This is a genomic window from Arthrobacter sp. 35W (assembly GCF_000482545.1).
GTDB lineage: Bacteria > Actinomycetota > Actinomycetes > Actinomycetales > Micrococcaceae > Specibacter.
In genome coordinates, this window is sequence record NZ_KI519455.1 from 1700745 (window position 1) to 1718715 (window position 17971).

The following is a 17971-nucleotide window of genomic DNA, read 5'->3' on the forward strand; positions in this document are numbered from 1 at the left end:
GGTCCTAGCGGGCGGTGATGCTGTAGCCGGCGGCCTCGACAACGCGCGTGACGGCGTCGGCGTTGGCAGTTCCCGCAACGGTCAGCGTCGAGGCGCCGCCGGCCACCAGATCGACGACGGCGGACTCGACGCCGTCGATCCCGGCCACGGCCGTCTCCACCTTGCGTACGCAGCTGCCGCAGGTCAGGCCGGAGACGGCAAACTGTGTGCCGCCGCCAGCGGGGGCTTCGACGGAATCGGTGGCTGTGGAGTCCGTGGCGCAGCAGGCGCAGGAGGCGCCGCCGACGGGCGTGAGGGTCAGTTCTTCGGGGGTGTTGGTTCCGCACATGGCAATGTCCTTGAAAGAGGGGAGGTGTGCGTTGTGGGTTGAACGGAAGTGGCGGATCCGGAACCCTCCGGCCGCGACAGGCTACTCACTGACAACTCTCAAAATATACCCCCTAGGGGTATTTCTGTGCAAGCGACGGATGCCGGTCCTAGGGCCGGGCGGGGAGCGCCACGGTGAAGCAGGTGGAGCCGGGACGGCTGGCCAGGGAGACCCTGGCGCCGTGCGCCGCCGCGATGGCCTGTACAATCGACAGGCCCAATCCGGTGCTCGGAGCCGTCTGCGTTCGGGCGGAATCGGCCTGGGCGAACCGATCGAAGGCCTGGCTCTGGAAGGCAGCGGGGATGCCGGGGCCGTTGTCCGCCACGGACAGCAGCACCATGCCGTCGTCGGCGGTGGACAGCGAGACGGCCACGGTGGTGCCCGGCGGCGTGTGCTTGTGGGCGTTTCCCACCAGGTTCAACAGCAGCGTCCGCAGCTGTTCCGGGTCCGCCGTGGCCACTATGGGTTCCTCGCCCAGGTCCAACTCCCAGCGGTGCGACGGAGCCGCGACGGCGGCGTCGGCCACCGTCTCAACGACCAGCTCGGTCACGTCCGTCGCGGCCCACTGCGGCGCCCGGCCCTCGTCCAGGCGGGCAAGCAGCAGCAGATCCTCCACCAACTGCGCCATCCGCGCGCTGTGCTGCTCCACCCGCTCCAGCGAGCGGCCGCTGTCCTCGCTCAGCTCCGCATCGGCGCGCATCAGTTCCGTATAGCCGCGAATGGCCGTCAGGGGGGTGCGCAGCTCATGGCTGGCATCGGCCACAAAGCGGCGCACGCGGGTTTCGCTGGCCTGGCGGGCTGTGAGGGCATTGGCCACGTTGTCCAGCATGCCGTTGAGTGCATGGCCCACTTTGCCCACCTCGGTGTCCGGATTGGCACCGCGGGCGGGCACGCGCTCGGCCAGCGCCACCTCGCCGGCATCCAATGGCAGGCCCGCCACCTTGGTGGCGACGGCGGAGAGCTCCTCCAACGGGCGCAGGGTGCGGCGGATGATCAGCGTCCCCACCAGGCCCAGCGCCAGCAGGCCCGCGGCCGAAACCACCACAATGGTCCTGGCCAGCGCGGCCAGGGTGTTGTTCTGCTCCAGCAGGGGCAGGCCCGTCACGATGACGTCGCCGGAAGACAGCTGGACGGCGGCCAGCCGGTATTCGCCGATCGAGAGGTCCTTGTCCACGAAGCCGTCCCGTGCCGCGGCACCGGGGTCAGTCGCCAGGGCGGACAGAATCTTCGCATCGGCGGACGTGAGCTGCGGCTGGCCGGAACCCACTGCGAGGATGCCGGCGCTGAGCACTGTCCCGGTGGGGGACAGCCGGGCGGTCAAAGTGCCCACGCCCGTGCCCCGGGCATCGAGGGGGTTGGGCCGCACGGAGATGCCGCCGGACTGGCCGCCAAAGGCCGCGGCCCGGTGCGCGGCAGCCGCCAACGCCGTGTTCACCTGTCCATCGAGGGAGATCTTCACGGCCGTGTAGCTGACGGCGCCCACCACCGTGCAGATGGTGGCCAACAGAACCATGGTGGCCGCGATGAAGGTGGTGCGCAGATGCCACGCGCCCGGGTTGCGCCAGCGCGGCCTGGGCGCCGGTGCCGCCGGTGCCATCTCGGCGGCGGTCACGGGGCCGGCTTGATAACGTAGCCGGCGCCGCGGACGGTGTGGATCATCGGTTCGCGGCCGACGTCGATCTTCTTGCGCAGGTAGGAGATGTACAGCTCCACGATGTTCGCCTGGCCGCCAAAATCGTAGTTCCAGACCCGGTCCAGGATTTGGGACTTGCTGAGCACGTGGCGCGGGTTCTCCATCAGGTAGCGCAGCAGCTCGAACTGGGTGGCGGTGAGGGCTATCGCCTCCCCGCCGCGCACCACCTCGCGGGTGTCGCCGTCCAGGGACAGGTCCCCCACGGTGAGCAGGGCGGAATCCGGGGCGGCCACCCCCGCGCGCTGGACAATCCGATGCAGCCGCAGCAGCACCTCCTCCATGCTGAAGGGTTTGGTCACGTAGTCGTCCCCACCGGAGGCCAGGCCCGTGACCCGGTCCTCGACGGCGTCCCGGGCCGTGAGGAAGAGGGCAGGGATGTCCGGGTGGAAGGTGCGGATCCGGGACAGCAGCTCAAAGCCGTCGATGCCGGGGAGCATCACGTCGAGCACCAGGACGTCGGGCCGTGCCGCCCGGGCGGACTTCAGCGCCTGCTGGGCATCGTGGGCGACCTCCACCTGCCAGCCCGCCATGGACAGGCCCATCCTGAGCAGGTCGGCGAGGCTGGGTTCGTCGTCGACCACCAGGGCCCGGATCGGGGAGCCATCCGGGTGCGACAGTGCGGGGAGGTTGCTGGTGAAGGAGCGGGGAGCGGCCATGCTCCAACTCTGTGCGATGCGCGCCCCAGACTGCTGGGAATTGGCTGGGAGCCGGCTGTGTCTTTCTGCGCAGGCAAGGAGGGCGGAAGGTGCCCAAATCCACCGTCAAGCGCTTAACCTGAGAAGCTGGGTGTTTCCTGACCGTTAGCAACCCGCCAACAGTGGGATGTCCCACGTGGTGGACGCCACTGTCGAATAATTCTGGAAAAAAGATGCATTGCGTCGAACAATTTCAGCCAAAATATGTGTATTTGGAGAAAAGGTTCGGGGAAGTGGCAAATCTGGCGCCGCAGCGAGGCGGAGATGGCTATGTAAGCTTCATCACACTTTGCCCAAACGTCTCACAATATGGACCCTTTGGGGCTTTATTACTTGCGAGTTCGCATTGTTACGTAGAAACTCAAGGTGTGAACACCAACGCAATGGCATCTGCAGTCGCAGCGATCCGGCCGGGCAAGACCGGCGGATCATTCGTGTGCTGTTGTCGAATGCAGCCCTAACTCACACCCCTCGAGCTAGCTGTTTCGGCCCCTCTGGCCAGCCCGGCAACGGGCATCCAGTTCTGACAACCAGAACACGAAGTTACATTCGCGCCGTGACAACGGTCATTCACCCTTAGGTAGTTCTAATGTCTGTAGCATCCGGATACGTCCACATCTCTGTTCGCAATGCCAACAAGGCAGCTGCACTGGCTTCCGGCGCAACCCGCCAGCCCTTCGCGCCGCGCCCGTCCTTTGCCCCCACCGCCGCCCCCCGAGGCTTCGGACACGACCTCGACAGCGGTGCCGGCCACGGCCACCTGCGCAGCGTCGCTCCGGCCCAGGCGGCCCCCATGACGGCGCCCACCCCCATAGTGGCCGGTCCGGATGTTCTCCGCAGCGTCAGCCAGGACAATGTGGCCCGCGGCTTCGTGCTCTACGTGGGTGTGGATGAAGACACCGCGGCCGCAGCCGGCACCTCGCTGGCCAAGCTGGCCCAGGACATCCGCGCCTACGCACAGTCCCTGGTGCCGCAGGCCCAGAGCTACGCCGCCGTCGCCATTGCCCCCGCCGACACCCCCGGTTCCCCGCTTGACGTGGTCCGCTCCACCTTCGGAGATCCCACGGTGGCCGCCCGCCAGCGCCAGGAATCGGCCCGTCTGGCCGCTGCCCAGGAGCCCCGCCCGTCCGGCGTCCTGATCGACCTGGCCCGCCGCGAGGTCCACCTCGACGGCGAAACGCTGAACCTCACGTTCAAGGAATTCGAACTGCTCAACTACCTCGTCGAGAACGGCACCCGCACCGTGGGCCGCGACGAGCTGCTCGAGGGCCTGTGGAGCAACGCCGACGAGGTGCCCAACGAGCGCACCATCGACGTCCACATCCGCCGCCTCCGCTCCAAGCTGGGGCGCCTGGCCAACACCGTGCGCACCGTGCGCGGCGAGGGCTACCGCTTCTACGAACACCCCGAAGTTGTTGTCTGGGCCGCTCCGGAATACTCCATCTAGGCTTCAAACACGCTCCTTCCGCTGTACAACCACAGCTGCACAAGGCCCGCCGCGGGAACCCCGCGGCGGGCCTTGTGCATGCCGGGACCCATGCGGGCCGCGGCTCACTAAACTGGGCCTATGAGTGAACACCATGTGAAGCGGCTGATCCTGATGCGCCATGCCAAGGCGGCCTACCCGCTGGGCGTTGGCGACCATGACCGCCCGCTGGCCCAGCGCGGCCACAACGAGGCCCCGCTGGCCGGCAAGTGGCTGCTGGAGAACGGGATCGTCCCCGACTTCATCCTGTGTTCCTCGGCCCTGCGCACACGGCAGACCTGCACCTGGGTCTGCCAGCAGCTGGGGGACAAGGCACCCACCCCCAAGCTGGAGGAGCGGCTCTACGCCACCAGCGCCACCACCATGCTCTCGGTGATCAACCACGTGCCGGACACGGTCCGCACACTCATGGTCATCAGCCACCTGCCCGGCATCCAGGATCTGGCGCTGCGGCTGGCCTCGCGGGATTCGGATGAATCCGCCTACATGGGGCTGGCCTCGAACTACCCCACCAGCGCGTTCTCGGTCTTCGAGCACACCAAGGATTGGGCGGAACTGGACGGCCAGGATGCCCGGGCCGTCCACTTCCACATTCCGCGCTAGACCTCGATCTCCGGCTGGAGCCGCTTCAGCGTCCAGAACTTGTGCTTGTTCACGGCCAGCAGCGACAGCGCCAGCCCCACCAGCGTGTAGCCCAGCAGCCCGAACACGATGGGGACCAGTGTGGCCAGGTCGGCGCCGTAGATCAGATGCCGCATGCCCTCCACCACATGCCCCATGGGCAGGATCTGGTGCATGATGTGCAGCGGCTCCGGGGTGGTCTGCCAGGGGAAGGTGCCACCGGAGGAGACCAGCTGGAGCACCAGCAGGATCAGCACCACAAACTTGCCCGGGGTGCCCATCAGCGCCACGATGCCCTGGATCAGGGCCGTGAAGGCCATGGCCGCCAGCAGCAGCAGGCCCAGTGTCAGCCACGGATGCGCCGGTTCCAGCCCCAGACCGAAGTGGACGACGGCGTACAAGAGCAGTGCCTGGCCGACGGAGACCACCAGGAACGGCAGCCAGCCGCCGACGGCGATCTTCCATGAGGGGGCGTTGGAGGCCAGAGCGCGGGTGGTCAGCGGCCGCATGGCCTGGACCAGCATGAACGCGCCGATCCACAGAGCCAGCACCAGGAAGAACGGGGCGAGCCCGGAGCCGTAGTTGGCGGCGGTGGCCAGGGAGGTGTTGCTGACCTTGATGGGGCTGGCAATGACGGATGACGCGATGTTCTTCTGCGCATCGTTGGGGTTGGGGACCGAGGAAGCCCCGGCGCCGAGCTGGCTGGCAAGCTCCGCCGCGCCGTCGGAGAGTGCGCCGGCGCCGTTGCTGAGGTCGCCTGCGCCGGCGTCGAGCTTGTGCGCCCCGGCCGCCAGCTGGTTGGCGCCGTCCAGAGCCGTGTCCTGGCCGGCAGCCAATGTGGCCGCCCCATCCGCCAGTGATGCAGCCCCTGCGCTGGCTTGGCCGATGGCACCGGTCAATGCGGGTGTGGCCCCGGCCAGCGTGGCCGCGCCGTCGGAAACCTGCTGCGCCCCGCCAGCCAGTTTCGCGATGTCTCCCGCGTCGGTGGCCAGTTTGTTCTTCAGCTCCTGGACGGGGGCGCTGGTGCCAAGATTGGCCACGGCCGCGGAAATCTCACTGTGCTGCGCCGGCGTCAGGACGCCGTCGGCCAGCATCTGGTTGAGCTTGGCGGTGACGGCACTGGCAGCCGCGGCGTCAATGTCCGAGAGGGTGCCGACGGTGTTCTGCACCTTGGCGTTGAGGGCGGCGTTGCCGGCCGCCACCTGCGCGGCGCCAGTGGCCAGGGCTTGGGTGTCCGCCGGCAAAGTCGATGTCTTGCTCTTGAGCTCGCCCAGCCCGGAGTTGAGGGTGGCCGCGCCGTCGGAAAGTTGGTGTGCGCCGGTGGTGAGCTGTACCTGGCCGGCCACCAGTTTGTCGGCGCCGGTGGCCAGGTCCCCGGTGCCCTGGTGGAGGGTGGCGGCCCCATCCTTGAGCTTCGCGGCGCCGTCGGCCAGTTGCTGCGCACCGTCAGCGGCCTGGACGAGCTTGCCGTGGATGGTTCCGTAGCCGGAGAGCAGGGCATCGGCCGTCTGCTCACCCACCTGCTGGGCCACCGAGGCGTGGACCTGGGTGGTCACCTTGTCCACGATGTTGGTCAGCAGATAGTTGTTGGCGTCGTTGGTGGTGACGCTGAGGATGGCCTGTTGGGCCGAGTCAAAGTCCTCCGGAGAGGCCAGATTGGCCGAGAAATTGGAGGGGATCACCAGTGCGAAGGCGTACTCGCCGGATTCTACGCCGTGGTTGGCCGCCTCGGGCGAATCCACAGTGGTCCAGTCGAACTTGTGCCCATCGATGAGGTTCTTGGCCACCTCTTGGCCGACGTCCAGGCGCTTGCCGTCGGAGGTGGTGGCGCCCTGGTCCTGGACCACAATCGCGGCCTTGAGCTGGTCGAGGTTGGAGTAGGGGTCCCAGTTCGCATAGAGGTAGACGGCCCCGTAGAGCAGCGGAACCATGGTGAGCGCGACGATGGTCAGCTTGGGCAGCAGCCCGCCTGTCATGCGCTTGAGTTCGGACATTGCCAGCCGCAGCACCGTCATCAGTGGGACTCCTCTTCATCGGACCGGTCTGCACCAGGTGTGGAGGCTGGTTCAACGGCCGGTTCCAAGGCAGGTTCAACGGCCGGGATGGCGGCCGTTGGCGGTGCCGGATCTGCGGCCGGTTCCGGTTCGGGTTCCGCAGCCGGGGCCGGTGCCGGTTCGGGCACGCTGGGCTCCTGCTCCGCGCCGACGTAGGCGGCATCGCCCTCCCACCCGTCGGGGATGCGGCCGACGACGGCGATGACCGCCAGGTCCCGCTCCGCGCCGGCGGCAAGGCCCTGGAGGTAGGGCAGCCACTGGCCCTCATCGGAGGTGTGGCGGTCCGGGGAATCGACCACCAGCACGTCGACCTCGGGATTCGCCAGGGCCAGCTCGGCCAGCAGCGCCAGCAAGGCGCCGGATTCCAGCTCCTCCACCCATTTGTCCAAAATCTCCGTGTGCCCCTGGCGGACCAGCCATGCAGTCGGTTTGGTCCTGTCGCGGAACTTGCGCGGCACCAGGGCCAGATCCTCGGCCACCAGGCTGCGCACCGTCAGATGCCGCTCGGGTTCATTGACGTCGGGGGAATCGAGAACGGCGCTGTGCCGGCGCAGCCTGGCGATGCTGTCGTCGTGGCCAAGGGCGACGCTCCCGGAGGTCGGTTTCATCCGTCCGGTGAGCGCGAGGGCCAACGCCGTCCGGCGGTCCTGGCCGTCCGCCTGGACCAGCAGCAATTTGCCACGCACCGCTGAAAATGTGGTGGCCGGTAGAAGATTGTGATGTCTTCCGTTGACGTGGATTTGGACGGCTGACAGCACAGGATCTTCTTTCTGTCGGGGCGGGGGGTCATGCCAACGTATCAAACGAACCCGAGCCCCCGGTTCAGTCCCCGGGCGGTGGTGCGGCCCCCAGCAGGGCGCCGGCCGGGAGTCTTGCCGTGATGGCGAGGGCGGCCAGCTGGGCCAGTGCGGCCGCATCGGGGCCGGCGAAGGTGGCACCCAGCAGCCGGGAAGTGTCCGGGTCGACCAGCAGCTGGCTGAAGACATCGGCGTGCCCACCTGCCCTCCGGGCCGGGGTGGCGTCCGCGGAGGAGACCCGGTTGAGCAGGACCGTCGGGTCCAGGCCCTGGTGCCGGGCCTGCTCCAGCGAAGGGCCGACGGCGGCAATCAAGGGATCGGTGTAGACCATCCGGGGTGCCAGGGCCGGCCCTGCGGCGCCCCGGGCGGGGGAGGCCCGTCCGTCCTCCACGCCGGCCGCCGCCAGGATTGATGCGGCGGCCCGGCGGCCCTGGTCCGCGGCGGCCGTGCTGCTGAATGCGGCTGTGTTGGATCCGGCCGTACTGGATCCGGCTGTGTTGCTTCCGGATGTGTTGCTTCCGGCTGCGCCGGGTGCTGTGCTGCCGGATCCCGCGCTGCGCAATCCTGCGCCGGCCGCGTCGCCGGCGAGGTACAGCCAGTCCGTGCCCTGCACGAGGCCGTGGGCGTCCAGGCGCAGTGCGTCCAGGCGCAGGCCGCCGGGGCTGCCGGGACCAGAGGGTATCTCCAAGGATTCCAGCCCCAGCCCCGCCAGCAGGGGGCGGCGCGGGGTGTCCACCAGCAGTGCGTCGCAATCGACGGTGTGGCCGTTGGCCAGTTCCACCACGAGGGAGCCGCCGCCGGCCGTGGCCTTCGTGGCGCCGGTGGTGCGCCACAGCTGGATCCCATCGGCACGCATCGAGGCCGCGGCCAGCTCGACGGCCGGTGCGGGCCATCCGGGCAGCAGACCATCGGGCGCCGCGAGCACCACCCGGGAGCCAAGCCGGGCATACGCCTGGGCGATGGCCGCTGCGAGGGGCCCGCCGCCGGCCACCACCAGGCGGTGTGGCACGGTGGCGGCGCTGAGCGCCTCGCGCGTTCCCCAGCAGGCGGCGCCCGCGGAGTGGAGTTCCTCCCCGACAGGTTCAGGCGCCGAGCCGGTGGCCAGCACCACGGCCAGGGCGGCCTCGGCCACCTCGGTGCCGCCGTCGAGCCTTGCCACCGACACCTGCCGGGGGCCGGTGATCCGGGCCCGCCCGCGCAGCAGCTGCACGCCGGCGCGTTCGAGTGTGGCGGCAGCGGCGTCGTCCTGCCAGTGGTGCACCAGAGAGTTGCGCCACTGCAGGGTGGCTGCGGCGTCCAATGTGGTGGTCACGGCGTCCTGGGCGCCGGGGACGGATTGGGCCGCCAGCAGCACCTCCCCGGGAAGCCGGAGGGCATCGAGGGGTATATCGGCCCAATAGGCCGCAGCACCGCCGGCCAGCTCGGCCTCCACCACCGCCACCGAGAGCCCCGCGGCGGCCAGCGTCCGGCATGCCGCAAGGCCGGCCGTGCCGGCACCCACCACCACTACGTCAACCGCCACTGGCTCAGCCATGAATGGAGCATACGACTATTAACGACGCGGGGCGAGGCACCGTAGTGGTGCCCCGCCCCTGATCAAAGGCAAGTTCCGCGGCTAGGCGGTGATGGCGTCCTTGAACCAGCCAGTGATGGAGGCCGGGTGGGTGATGGCGGTGCCGACAACGACGGCGAAGGCTCCGGCGTCCATGGCGGCGCGCGCCTGGGCGGGGGTGTGGATGCGGCCCTCGGCAATGAGCGGGCGGCCCAGGTCCGCGGCGGCGATGGCGGCCAGCAGTTCCAGATCCGGGCCGTGGGTCTTCTCCCGCTCGCCCGAGTAGCCGGCGAGGGTGGTGCCGATGATGTCGGCGCCGGCCTCAACGGCGGCGACGGCGTCCTCGAAGGAGCCGCAGTCCGCCATGACCAGCGCGTTGGAACCCTCGTGGATGCCGGTGATGGTCTCTTTCAGCGTCAGTCCGTCCGGGCGCGGGCGGCGGGTGCCGTCGATGGCCACGATGTGGGCGCCGGCATTGGCGCAGGAGAGCGCATGGCGCAGCGTGGGGGTGATGAAGACGCCGTCGTGGCCATCCTTCCAGAGGCCGATCACCGGCACCTCCACGGCGGCACGGGTGAACTGGATGTCAGCGATGCCCTGCACCCGGATGCCGGCGGCGCCGCCGATGACGGCGGAGGCGGCAACCTGTGCTGTGGTGCGCGGGTCGCGCATCGGCTCGCCCGGGTACGCCTGGGCGGAAACGATCAGCGCACCGGCCAGCGCATCAAGGTTGGTGAGTTTCAAGGTCATGGTGGCTCCTGGGTGGGATGGTCTGGGAGGCGGAAGGTGGTGGGACGTTAGTTCAGGACGAGGCTGGCCGCGCCGGCAATGGCTGCGGTGTTGCCCAGCGTGGCGCGCAGCACCGGGACGTCGGCCAACGGGGCCAGCAGTTCCTGGCGCAGGGCGCGCTCCATGGCGCCCCACCAGAGCTCGCCGGCATCGGCCAGTCCGCCGGAGACCACCACTACCTCGGGATCGAGGATGTTCACCATGCCGCCCACGGCCTGGCCCGCGGCGCCGGCACCGGTGCCAATGGCCTTCAGTGCCGTGGCATCGCCGGTGCGGGCCAGATCGAAGACGGCGCGGGTGTCGGGGACCTCCGCCGAGCCGCCAAAGCGCAGGTAGCTGGCGTGGATGGCCGGCCCGGAGGCGATGGCCTCCACATGCCCCACGTGGCCGCAGGAGCAGTCCAGTGCGGTGCCGTCGTGGTAGGCGTAGGGGGAGGCGAAGTGGCCCACATGGCCGCCCACAAAGCGGTGGCCCAGCAGCGGGTGGCCGTTGACAACAAAGCTGCCGCCGACGCCGGTGCCGAAGGCCACCATCAACGAGGAGTCGGTGCCCGCCGCAGCGCCCAGCCACGCTTCGCCGAGGGCATGGGCGTGGACATCGTTGACCACCGAGACCTGAAGACCGGTGCGTGCGCCCAGCCCCGTGCGGATGTCAGTGCCGCTCCAGCCCAGAATCGCGTCGGTGGCGGAGATGACAGTCCCGGCCGCCGCGTCAATCACGCCCGCCGAGCCCATCCCGATGGCCGAAACCTCAATGCCCTCGGCCGCCGCGCGGCCGCGCAGTGAGGCAACCAGCGCCGCCGTAGCATCCAGGATGGCCTCCCCGCCGTCGCGGTTGCGCGTCGGCGTCTGGTCCATGAACAACACGGATCCATCAGCCCCAACCACCCCCGCCGCAGTCTTCGTCCCACCCAAATCAACGCCAATTACGTACTGCATGCCATTCCTCGAAAGAGAGTTGCGGTAAAGAAAATCAAAAAAAGCAATGAATGAAGTCCGAGGGTCAAACCTAAGATTCCATCCCCGGTGGCGGTGCCGGAGGCGCCGTTTTGCGTAGGCGCGCATCGCGGACGCGTGTGGCGCGCCGCGAGCTCTGCGAGCAAGCGACACACCGGACGTGTCTAAGCGACGGCAAAACGGTGCGCAGGCACCGCCACCCAGGAAAGAGCCTTAGATCAGGCCGTTGCGCGCCAGGATGACCTTGACCGCAGCGGTCTCATCCTCATCCAGGGACAGCATCGGAGCGCTCATCACGTTCGTCTTGATGATCCCCATCAGCTGCAGCGCGGTCTTGAAGGCGCCCAGGCCCGCGGCATTGCCGGACATGCGGCCAGCCTTGGGGGTGTAGACGATCTCGAAGACGTCAGCAATGCGGTCCTGCTCGGCGGCGGCCTTGGCCCACTCGCCGGCAACAGCGGCGTCGTAGAGGCGGCGGTAGGCGGCCGGGTCAACGTTGCCCAGACCCGGAACAACACCCTGTGCGCCGCCCAGCAGGGCGCCGTCGACAACCACTTCGTGGCCGGTGAAGATGTCGAAGTTGGGGATGTCGCGGGCGGCCAGCAGCAGCTGGCGGAAGGAGACGTCATCGCCCGAGGAATCCTTCACACCGGCAATGACACCCTCGCGGCCCAGCTCAACCAGCAGGTCGGTGGGCAGCTTGAAGTGGGTGCGCACCGGAACGTCGTAGGCGAAGACGGGGACGTCGACGGCTGCGGCGATGGAACGGAAGTGCGTGCCGTTCTCCTGGGCGTTGGAGATGGCGTAGTACAGGCTGGTGGCCACGATGGCGTCGGCACCGAGGGAGATGACGCGCTGGGCTTCCTCGATGACGCGGTTGGTGGTCTGCTCCACGGCGCCGGCGATGACCGGGACCTGGCCGGCGTTGACGCCGGCGATGGTGGTCAGGACCAGGTCGCGCTCGGCGTTGGTCATGTGGGTGACCTCGGAAGAGGAGCCCAGCACGAACAGGCCGCTGACGCCGCCCTCGAGGAGGTGCTTGGTGACGTTCTCCAGCGACGGAACGTCGATGGCGCCTTCGGCGGTGCGGGGGGTGACGACGGGCGGGATGACGCCCTGGAAACGGGAAGCGACGGTTGTCACAGTGTTCTCCAAAATATTGATTGTTAGGTGAAAAATCTTGCGGGGGAAGCTAGATGTGAAGGAGCGACGGCGCGGCGCCGAGCAGCTTCTTCGTGTAGTCGTTGCTCGGGTTGTCGAAGATCTGCTCCGCGGAACCCTGCTCGACGATCTGGCCGTAGTACATGACGCAGATGCGGTCGGAGACGTAGCGGACGGTCTGGATGTCATGGCTGATGAAGACCATGCCCAGGTTCAGTTCCTTCTTCAGATCCGAGAGCAGGTTGAGCACCTGGGCGCGGACGGAGACGTCCAGTGCGGAGGTGGGCTCATCCGCCACGATCAGGTCCGGGCCCAGGGCCAGGGCGCGGGCGATGGCCACACGCTGGCGCTGGCCACCGGAGACCTGCGACGGCGTGACCTCGGCCGCGGACTGCGGCAGACCCACCAGGGCCAGCAGTTCCTTGACCTTGGCCGAGCGGGAGGCCGCCGTGCCAATGCCGTGGACCTGCAGGGGGTCCGTGAGGATGTCGTGGATGGTCATGCGCGGGTTCAGCGCCGTTGCCGGGTCCTGGAAGACCACTGAGACGGAACGGCCGAATTCCTTGCGCATGGCGGCGTTGCGCTTGATGGCGGGCTTGCCATGGAAGAGCACCTCGCCGGAGGTCGGCGTCTGCAGACCCACCAGCACGGAGGCCAGCGTGGACTTGCCACAGCCGGACTCGCCCACGATGCCCACCGTCTCGCCGCGGCTGACGGTGAAGTCAACACCGTTGACGGCCTTGACGTAGTTCGGCTTGAACAGGCCGCCGGAACGGGTCCGGTGGTGGACGTGCAGGTCCTTCAGTTCAATGACGGGGGTGGTTGCGTTGCTCATTTGGCACCTACCTGGGTTTCAATCGCGGCTGCTGCCGGGGCATCCTTCTTGAGGTGGCTGGCCCAGAAGTGGTCCGTGCCTTCGCTCGCGCCGCCCAGCTTGGTGAACGCCAGCTTCTGGTTGGGGTCCGCGCCGGCACGCAGCGAGCGGCTGGCGAAACGGTCGCCGGGGGCGAACTCGCGCGGGGAGGGAACGGTGCCGGGGATCTGGTGCAGACGCGCGGCGTCGGCCTCGATCGAGAGCACGGCGCCCAGCAGGCCGCGGGTGTACTCGTGGGTCGGGTTCTGCAGCAGCTCGGAAGCCTGTGCGGATTCCACCACCTGGCCGGCGTACATGACGGTGATCCGGTGGGCCAGCGAGGCCACCAGGGCCAGGTCGTGGCTGACGAACACCATCGCGAAGCCCAGCTGCTCGCGCAGCTCGTTGAGCAGATCGACAACCTGCTTCTGGACGGTGACGTCCAGCGCCGTCGTCGGCTCATCGGCGACGACGATCTTCGGTGAGCGGGAGAGCGCCATGGCGATCAGCACACGCTGGCGCTGTCCACCGGAGAGCTCGTGCGGGTAGCTCTTGAGCGTGCGGACCGGATCCAGCTTCACCAGTTCCAGCAGCTCGGCGGGGGTCTTGCGGCCACCGCGGTTGGTGAGCTGCAGCATCTGGTCCTTGATCAGCATGGACGGGTTCAGCGAGCTGAGCGCATCCTGGTAGACCATGGCAATCTGCTCGCCGCGCAGGCCCTCGTAGGCCTTGACGTCGGAGTGCTTCGTGACCGGGTTCAGCAGTTCCTTGCCATCGAACTTGATGGACCCGGTGACCTGGGCGGACTTGGGCAGCAGGCCCATGATCGCCAGGGAGGAGATGGACTTGCCGCAGCCGGACTCGCCCACCAGACCCATGGTCTCGCCCTCGCGGACGGTGAAGGACACGTTGTCCACGATGGCGATGTCGCCGTAGCGCTCCGGGAAGCGGATGGAGAGGTTCTTGACCTCCAGAACATTGCGGGCGCCGGCGCCAACCTGGGGCAGGCGGTCGGTGCGCTTGGCCTCGATGTCGCGCAGCAGGGTCAGCTCGTGGTCCAGCAGGGCGAACGGGTTGGCAGCGGCCAGGACCGGGTCCTTGATGGCGCTGGCTGCCGCTTCGGCGTCGTCCAGTTCGGAGTGCAGCGGGGTGTCCAGCCGGTCCAGCTCGTGGGTTTCCACAATGGAGACTGCCGTCGGCGAGGTGCCGATCTCGGTGTCCACGCCCTTGGCGGCGATGGCGGCGGCGGAACCGTCGTCGTCGGAGACCTTGGGAGCCTTGCGCAGCTTCGGGTTGACCATGGCATCGGTCAGGCCCTCGGCCAGGATGTTCAGGGCCAGCACGGTCAGCAGGATGGTCAGACCGGCAAAGGTGGTTGCCCACCAGCCGCCGGAGAGGACCAGGTTGCGGCCGTAGGAGATGACGTTGCCCCAGGACGGATCGGGGTCCTGGATGCCGGCGCCCAGGAAGGACAGCGAGGCTTCCAGGATGATGGCGTCGGCCACCATCACCGTTGCGAACACCAGCACCGGGGCGGCGGTGTTGCGGATGATGTGCTTGATCAGGATGAACGGAACGCTGGCGCCCATGACCTTTTCGGCACGGACATAGTCCTCGCCGTACTGGGAGAGCACGTTGGCGCGGACCACACGGGCGATCTGCGGCGTGTAGATGATGGCGATGGCCACGATGATCGTGGGGACCGAGTTGCCAAAGGAAGCCAGCAGCACGGCGGCCAGGGCGATGCCCGGGAAGGCCATCAGGATGTCCATGAGGCGCATGATGACCTCAGCGACGTTCTTGGACGCGGTGGCGGCAATGGAGCCGAGGGTCGCGCCGACAACGATGGCCAGGGCGACGGCGCCGAGGCCGATCATCAGCGATGCGCGGGCACCGAAGACGAGGCGGGAGAACACGTCACGGCCGATGCGGTCCGTTCCGAACAGGTGGTCCACACTGGGCGCCTGGGCCGGGATGTCCGAGGCCAGGGGATCGTGCGGTGCGATGAGGGGGGCAAAGATTGCCACGATGATGATGAAAAGAAGGAAGAGCAGGGCAATTTTCGATCCCAGGGCAAGAGCCTTGAATCGCAATCCGGGGGCGCTCAACCGTTCGGCAAGTTTGCTGCGCATGACTTAGACCGTCCTGATTCGGGGATTGATGAGCAGGTAGAGAAGATCCACCAGGATGTTGACCAAAACGAAGGTCACGGCGATGACAAGGACAACACCCTGGACGAGGTTGGTGTCCTTGTTGGTGATGCCGTTGAGGATCTGCTGTCCCATGCCAGGCAGGGAGAAGATCATTTCAATCACGACGGCGCCGCCGAGCAGGTAGCCCACGCGCAGACCCAGCACCGTCACCGGGGTGACGAGGGCGTTGCGGAGCACATTGCGGGACACCACGGTGCGGTAGGGGACACCGTTGCCGATGGCCGTACGGACGTAGTCGCGGTCCAGCTCTTCAACCATCGAGGTGCGGACCACGCGGATCAGGGAGGCGGAGACCGGGATGGCCAGAGCCAGTGCCGGCAGCGCCATGGACTTCAGCCAGCCAACGAAGCCGTCGGCCGGATCGGCCAGACCACCCGAGGGGAAGATGGAGTCGGTGCCCAGGGCGAACCACTGGATGAGCAGGATGCCGAGCCAGAAGGACGGAGTGGCGATGGCGGCGATGGAGAACACGCGCACCAGCTGGTCAACCCAGGTGTCGCGGTACAGCGCGGCCAACACACCGAAGACCAGGGCCAGGACGACGGCGATCAGGACACCCACGAAGGTGAGCTGCAGCGTCAGGGGGAAGGCGCCGGCAATAACCTCGGTGATGGGCTTCTGCGGCGGCAGGGTGTTGCCGAAGTTCAGAGTGACCAGGTTGCCCAAGTACCGGAAGTACTGCAGGAACAACGGGTCGTTGAGTCCGTTTTCAGCACGGAACTGGGCGAGGGCCTCGGGGGAGGCGCCTTCGCCAAGAGCCGCAACGGCACGGTCGCCTGGGGCGAACTGCAGCACCACGAAGACCAACAGGGTGACACCCAGGATCATCAGCGGAAGTGCTGCGAGCCGGCGTCCCAGCAGTCGCAAAAACATTACCAATTTACTTCTCCGGTTCTATTAGCAGTGTGTCCTGCATCATAGGATTTGTGGTTTTAGACCAGAGGGGCCATGGCCGAAAGGCCACAGCCCCTCTGGTCTGTGTCGTGCTGTGTTGCTACGCGGTGCGGCCCACGCCCACGAAGCTCACGCCCGTGGTCGGCAGCGGCTGGAAACCGGCAAGCTTCTTGCTGTCCCAAGCGGACGGCAGCTTGCGGTGGAAGATCGGGTACAGCGGCGCCTCTTCGGCGATGATGTCCACGATCTCCTTGTACAGGGTCTTCTGCTTGTCGCCGGTGGCCTGTGCAGCCTCGTTCAGCTTGGTCTGGACCGTGGCGTACTCCGGGGTGGTGCTCCAGGCGAAGCGGTTCTTGGCCCAGGTGTCGCCACGGAACCACCAGCTGAGGAGAACGTCAGCGTCGTTGCCGAAGACGGAGGGGTCGCCGGGGGCGGCCACGACGTCGTACTTCAGGCCGCCAACCTTGTCCGGTCCGTACAGGGCCGAGGAAGCCAGCGGCTCCAGGGTGGTGTTGATGCCAATGGCATCCCAGTTCTTCTTGATCAGCGGTCCGACGTCCTTGACCCAGGCGGTGTCGGTGGTGTTCAACGTCAGGGACAGGTCCTTGACACCGGCGGAGGCCAGCAGGGACTTGGCCTTCTCTGCGTCGTAGCCATAGACCGTGGAAGCCTTCGAGTAGGACGGGTGGCCCTGCTGGAAGTAGGAGGTGGCGGCGGTGGCGTTGCCCAGCAGCGCCGTCTTGATGATGGTTTCCTTGTCCAGGGCGTAGTGCAGTGCCTGGCGGACTTCCTTCTTGTCGAAGGGAGCCTTGGAGAGGTTGAACATCAGGAACAGCAGGCCGAAGGACTGCACGGACTCGACGCTGACCTTGGACTTGAGCGAGTCAACGTCCAGGTAGGGGACGTCCTCGATGGCCTGGACACGGCCGGACTGGACGGCGGTGACGCGGGCGGCTGCATCGGAGAGCAGGAACCAGGTCATGGACTTGGCCAGAGCCGGCTTGGGGCCGTTGTAGGCCTCGAAGCGCTCAAAGACGATCTTGTCGTCCTTGGCGGCGGAGACGAACTTGTACGGGCCGGTGCCGACGGGCTTGGCGTCGAATGCCTTCTGATCTGCCGAGGCCAGGGCCTTCGGGACAACCTTGACGACGGAGATGCGCGGGCCGAAGCCGGCGAACGGGGTCTTCAGCTTGAACTCGACGGTCTTGGCGTCAACGGCCGTGACGGTGTCCAGGAAGAAGATGAACTGGGCGAACAGGGCCTTGTTGGCCGGGTCCAGCACGCGGGTGAAGGAGTAGACGACGTCGTCGGTGGTCACCGGGGTGCCATCGTGGAAGGTTGCACCGTCGCGGAGGGTGACCTGGTAGGTCAGGTCGTCGACCTTCTTGGGGTCGGCGGCGGCCAGAGCGTTGTACGGCTCGCGGGTGGCCGGGTGGAGCTCAACGAGGCCCTCGAAGATGTGCAGGTTTGCGGCCATCGGGGTTGCACCCGAGGAAGACATCGGGTCGAAGCCCGTCGAGAGCGAGTAGGAGATGCCTGCCTCGATGGTCAGGTCCTTGTTGACGGCAGCGGTGGTGGCTGCGGTGGTGCCCGTCGACGTCGACGAGGAGCCGCAGGCGGCAAGCGTACCGGCAAAGGCCGTCGCAGTACCAAGGACGCCGGCAACCTTCAAAAAGCTGCGGCGGGAAGCATCCTTGATCAAAGGCAGGTTCTCAAGAGTGTTGCTCATTGTGGGACTCACCATTTCGTAAGTTGGTTATCGGATGTAGGACGTCCGATGCTTGTCAATAAACTGTAAGAGGCGTCACAGTGATTGGTCAAGTGCGATTCGGATTACAAA

General features: G+C 67.3%; 15 protein-coding genes. 2 read left to right on the forward strand and 13 right to left on the reverse strand.

The features are described from left to right. Positions 1–4: 4 nt before the first annotated feature. From K254_RS0119840 to K254_RS0119850, 3 genes are all read right to left on the reverse strand, one after another. Complete coding sequence (locus K254_RS0119840; RefSeq protein WP_051389431.1) at positions 5–328, reverse strand: heavy-metal-associated domain-containing protein; 324 nt, start codon at positions 326–328, stop codon at positions 5–7. 148 nt (positions 329–476) lie between these two features. Next, entirely contained in the window at positions 477–1979 is a 1503-nt protein-coding gene (locus tag K254_RS0119845) for a sensor histidine kinase (protein ID WP_331271242.1), read from the reverse strand. Next, positions 1976–2716: a response regulator transcription factor gene (locus K254_RS0119850; RefSeq protein ID WP_026556815.1), complete on the reverse strand. Its 741-nt coding sequence runs from the start codon at positions 2714–2716 to the stop codon at positions 1976–1978. Before K254_RS0119850 ends, K254_RS0119845 begins: the two co-directional genes overlap by 4 nt. Positions 2717–3344: 628 nt before the next feature. Between K254_RS0119850 and K254_RS0119855 the strand changes: the two genes are divergently transcribed. Together K254_RS0119855 and K254_RS0119860 are read left to right on the forward strand one after the other, a co-directional pair. After that, positions 3345–4202, forward strand: coding sequence for a winged helix-turn-helix domain-containing protein (locus K254_RS0119855; RefSeq protein WP_026556816.1), 858 nt, complete (start codon positions 3345–3347; stop codon positions 4200–4202). A gap of 120 nt (positions 4203–4322) precedes the next feature. Beyond that, on the forward strand, positions 4323–4844 hold the full coding sequence (locus K254_RS0119860) for a SixA phosphatase family protein (RefSeq protein ID WP_026556817.1): 522 nt from the start codon (positions 4323–4325) through the stop codon (positions 4842–4844). Here K254_RS0119860 and K254_RS0119865 read toward each other — a convergent pair. The 10 genes from K254_RS0119865 to K254_RS0119910 all read right to left on the reverse strand — a co-directional run bounded on the left by K254_RS0119865 (position 4841) and on the right by K254_RS0119910 (position 17860). Then, positions 4841–6877, reverse strand: coding sequence for a YhgE/Pip family protein (locus K254_RS0119865; RefSeq protein ID WP_026556818.1), 2037 nt, complete (start codon positions 6875–6877; stop codon positions 4841–4843). The two genes, K254_RS0119860 and K254_RS0119865, sit on opposite strands and share 4 nt — an antisense overlap. Beyond that, positions 6877–7602 (reverse strand): ABC transporter ATP-binding protein, encoded by a 726-nt coding sequence (locus K254_RS0119870; protein WP_231391923.1) that lies wholly within the window; start codon positions 7600–7602, stop codon positions 6877–6879. Before K254_RS0119870 ends, K254_RS0119865 begins: the two co-directional genes overlap by 1 nt. 136 nt (positions 7603–7738) lie before the next feature. Next, positions 7739–9247: an FAD-dependent oxidoreductase gene (locus K254_RS24400; protein WP_081710279.1), complete on the reverse strand. Its 1509-nt coding sequence runs from the start codon at positions 9245–9247 to the stop codon at positions 7739–7741. Between the two features lie 81 nt (positions 9248–9328). Then, positions 9329–10015 (reverse strand): N-acetylmannosamine-6-phosphate 2-epimerase, encoded by a 687-nt coding sequence (locus K254_RS0119880; RefSeq protein ID WP_026556820.1) that lies wholly within the window; start codon positions 10013–10015, stop codon positions 9329–9331. Positions 10016–10062: 47 nt separating this feature from the next. Beyond that, complete coding sequence (locus K254_RS0119885; protein WP_026556821.1) at positions 10063–10992, reverse strand: ROK family protein; 930 nt, start codon at positions 10990–10992, stop codon at positions 10063–10065. Between the two features lie 231 nt (positions 10993–11223). After that, positions 11224–12153 carry a dihydrodipicolinate synthase family protein gene (locus K254_RS0119890; protein WP_026556822.1) on the reverse strand — a complete coding sequence of 310 codons (930 nt, stop codon included), beginning with the start codon at positions 12151–12153 and terminating at the stop codon, positions 11224–11226. A gap of 49 nt (positions 12154–12202) precedes the next feature. Continuing rightward, a complete protein-coding gene (locus tag K254_RS0119895; protein WP_026556823.1) occupies positions 12203–13006 on the reverse strand; it encodes an ATP-binding cassette domain-containing protein in 804 nt (267 codons plus the stop codon). Beyond that, the gene (locus K254_RS24405) at positions 13003–15156 is read right to left on the reverse strand and encodes a dipeptide/oligopeptide/nickel ABC transporter permease/ATP-binding protein (RefSeq protein ID WP_051389433.1); all 2154 of its coding nucleotides are present in this window, start codon (positions 15154–15156) and stop codon (positions 13003–13005) included. Before K254_RS24405 ends, K254_RS0119895 begins: the two co-directional genes overlap by 4 nt. A 3-nt stretch (positions 15157–15159) precedes the next feature. Further along, positions 15160–16116, reverse strand: coding sequence for an ABC transporter permease (locus K254_RS0119905; RefSeq protein WP_026556824.1), 957 nt, complete (start codon positions 16114–16116; stop codon positions 15160–15162). 115 nt (positions 16117–16231) lie between these two features. Then, on the reverse strand, positions 16232–17860 hold the full coding sequence (locus tag K254_RS0119910) for an ABC transporter substrate-binding protein (protein WP_231391924.1): 1629 nt from the start codon (positions 17858–17860) through the stop codon (positions 16232–16234). Positions 17861–17971 lie beyond the last annotated feature (111 nt).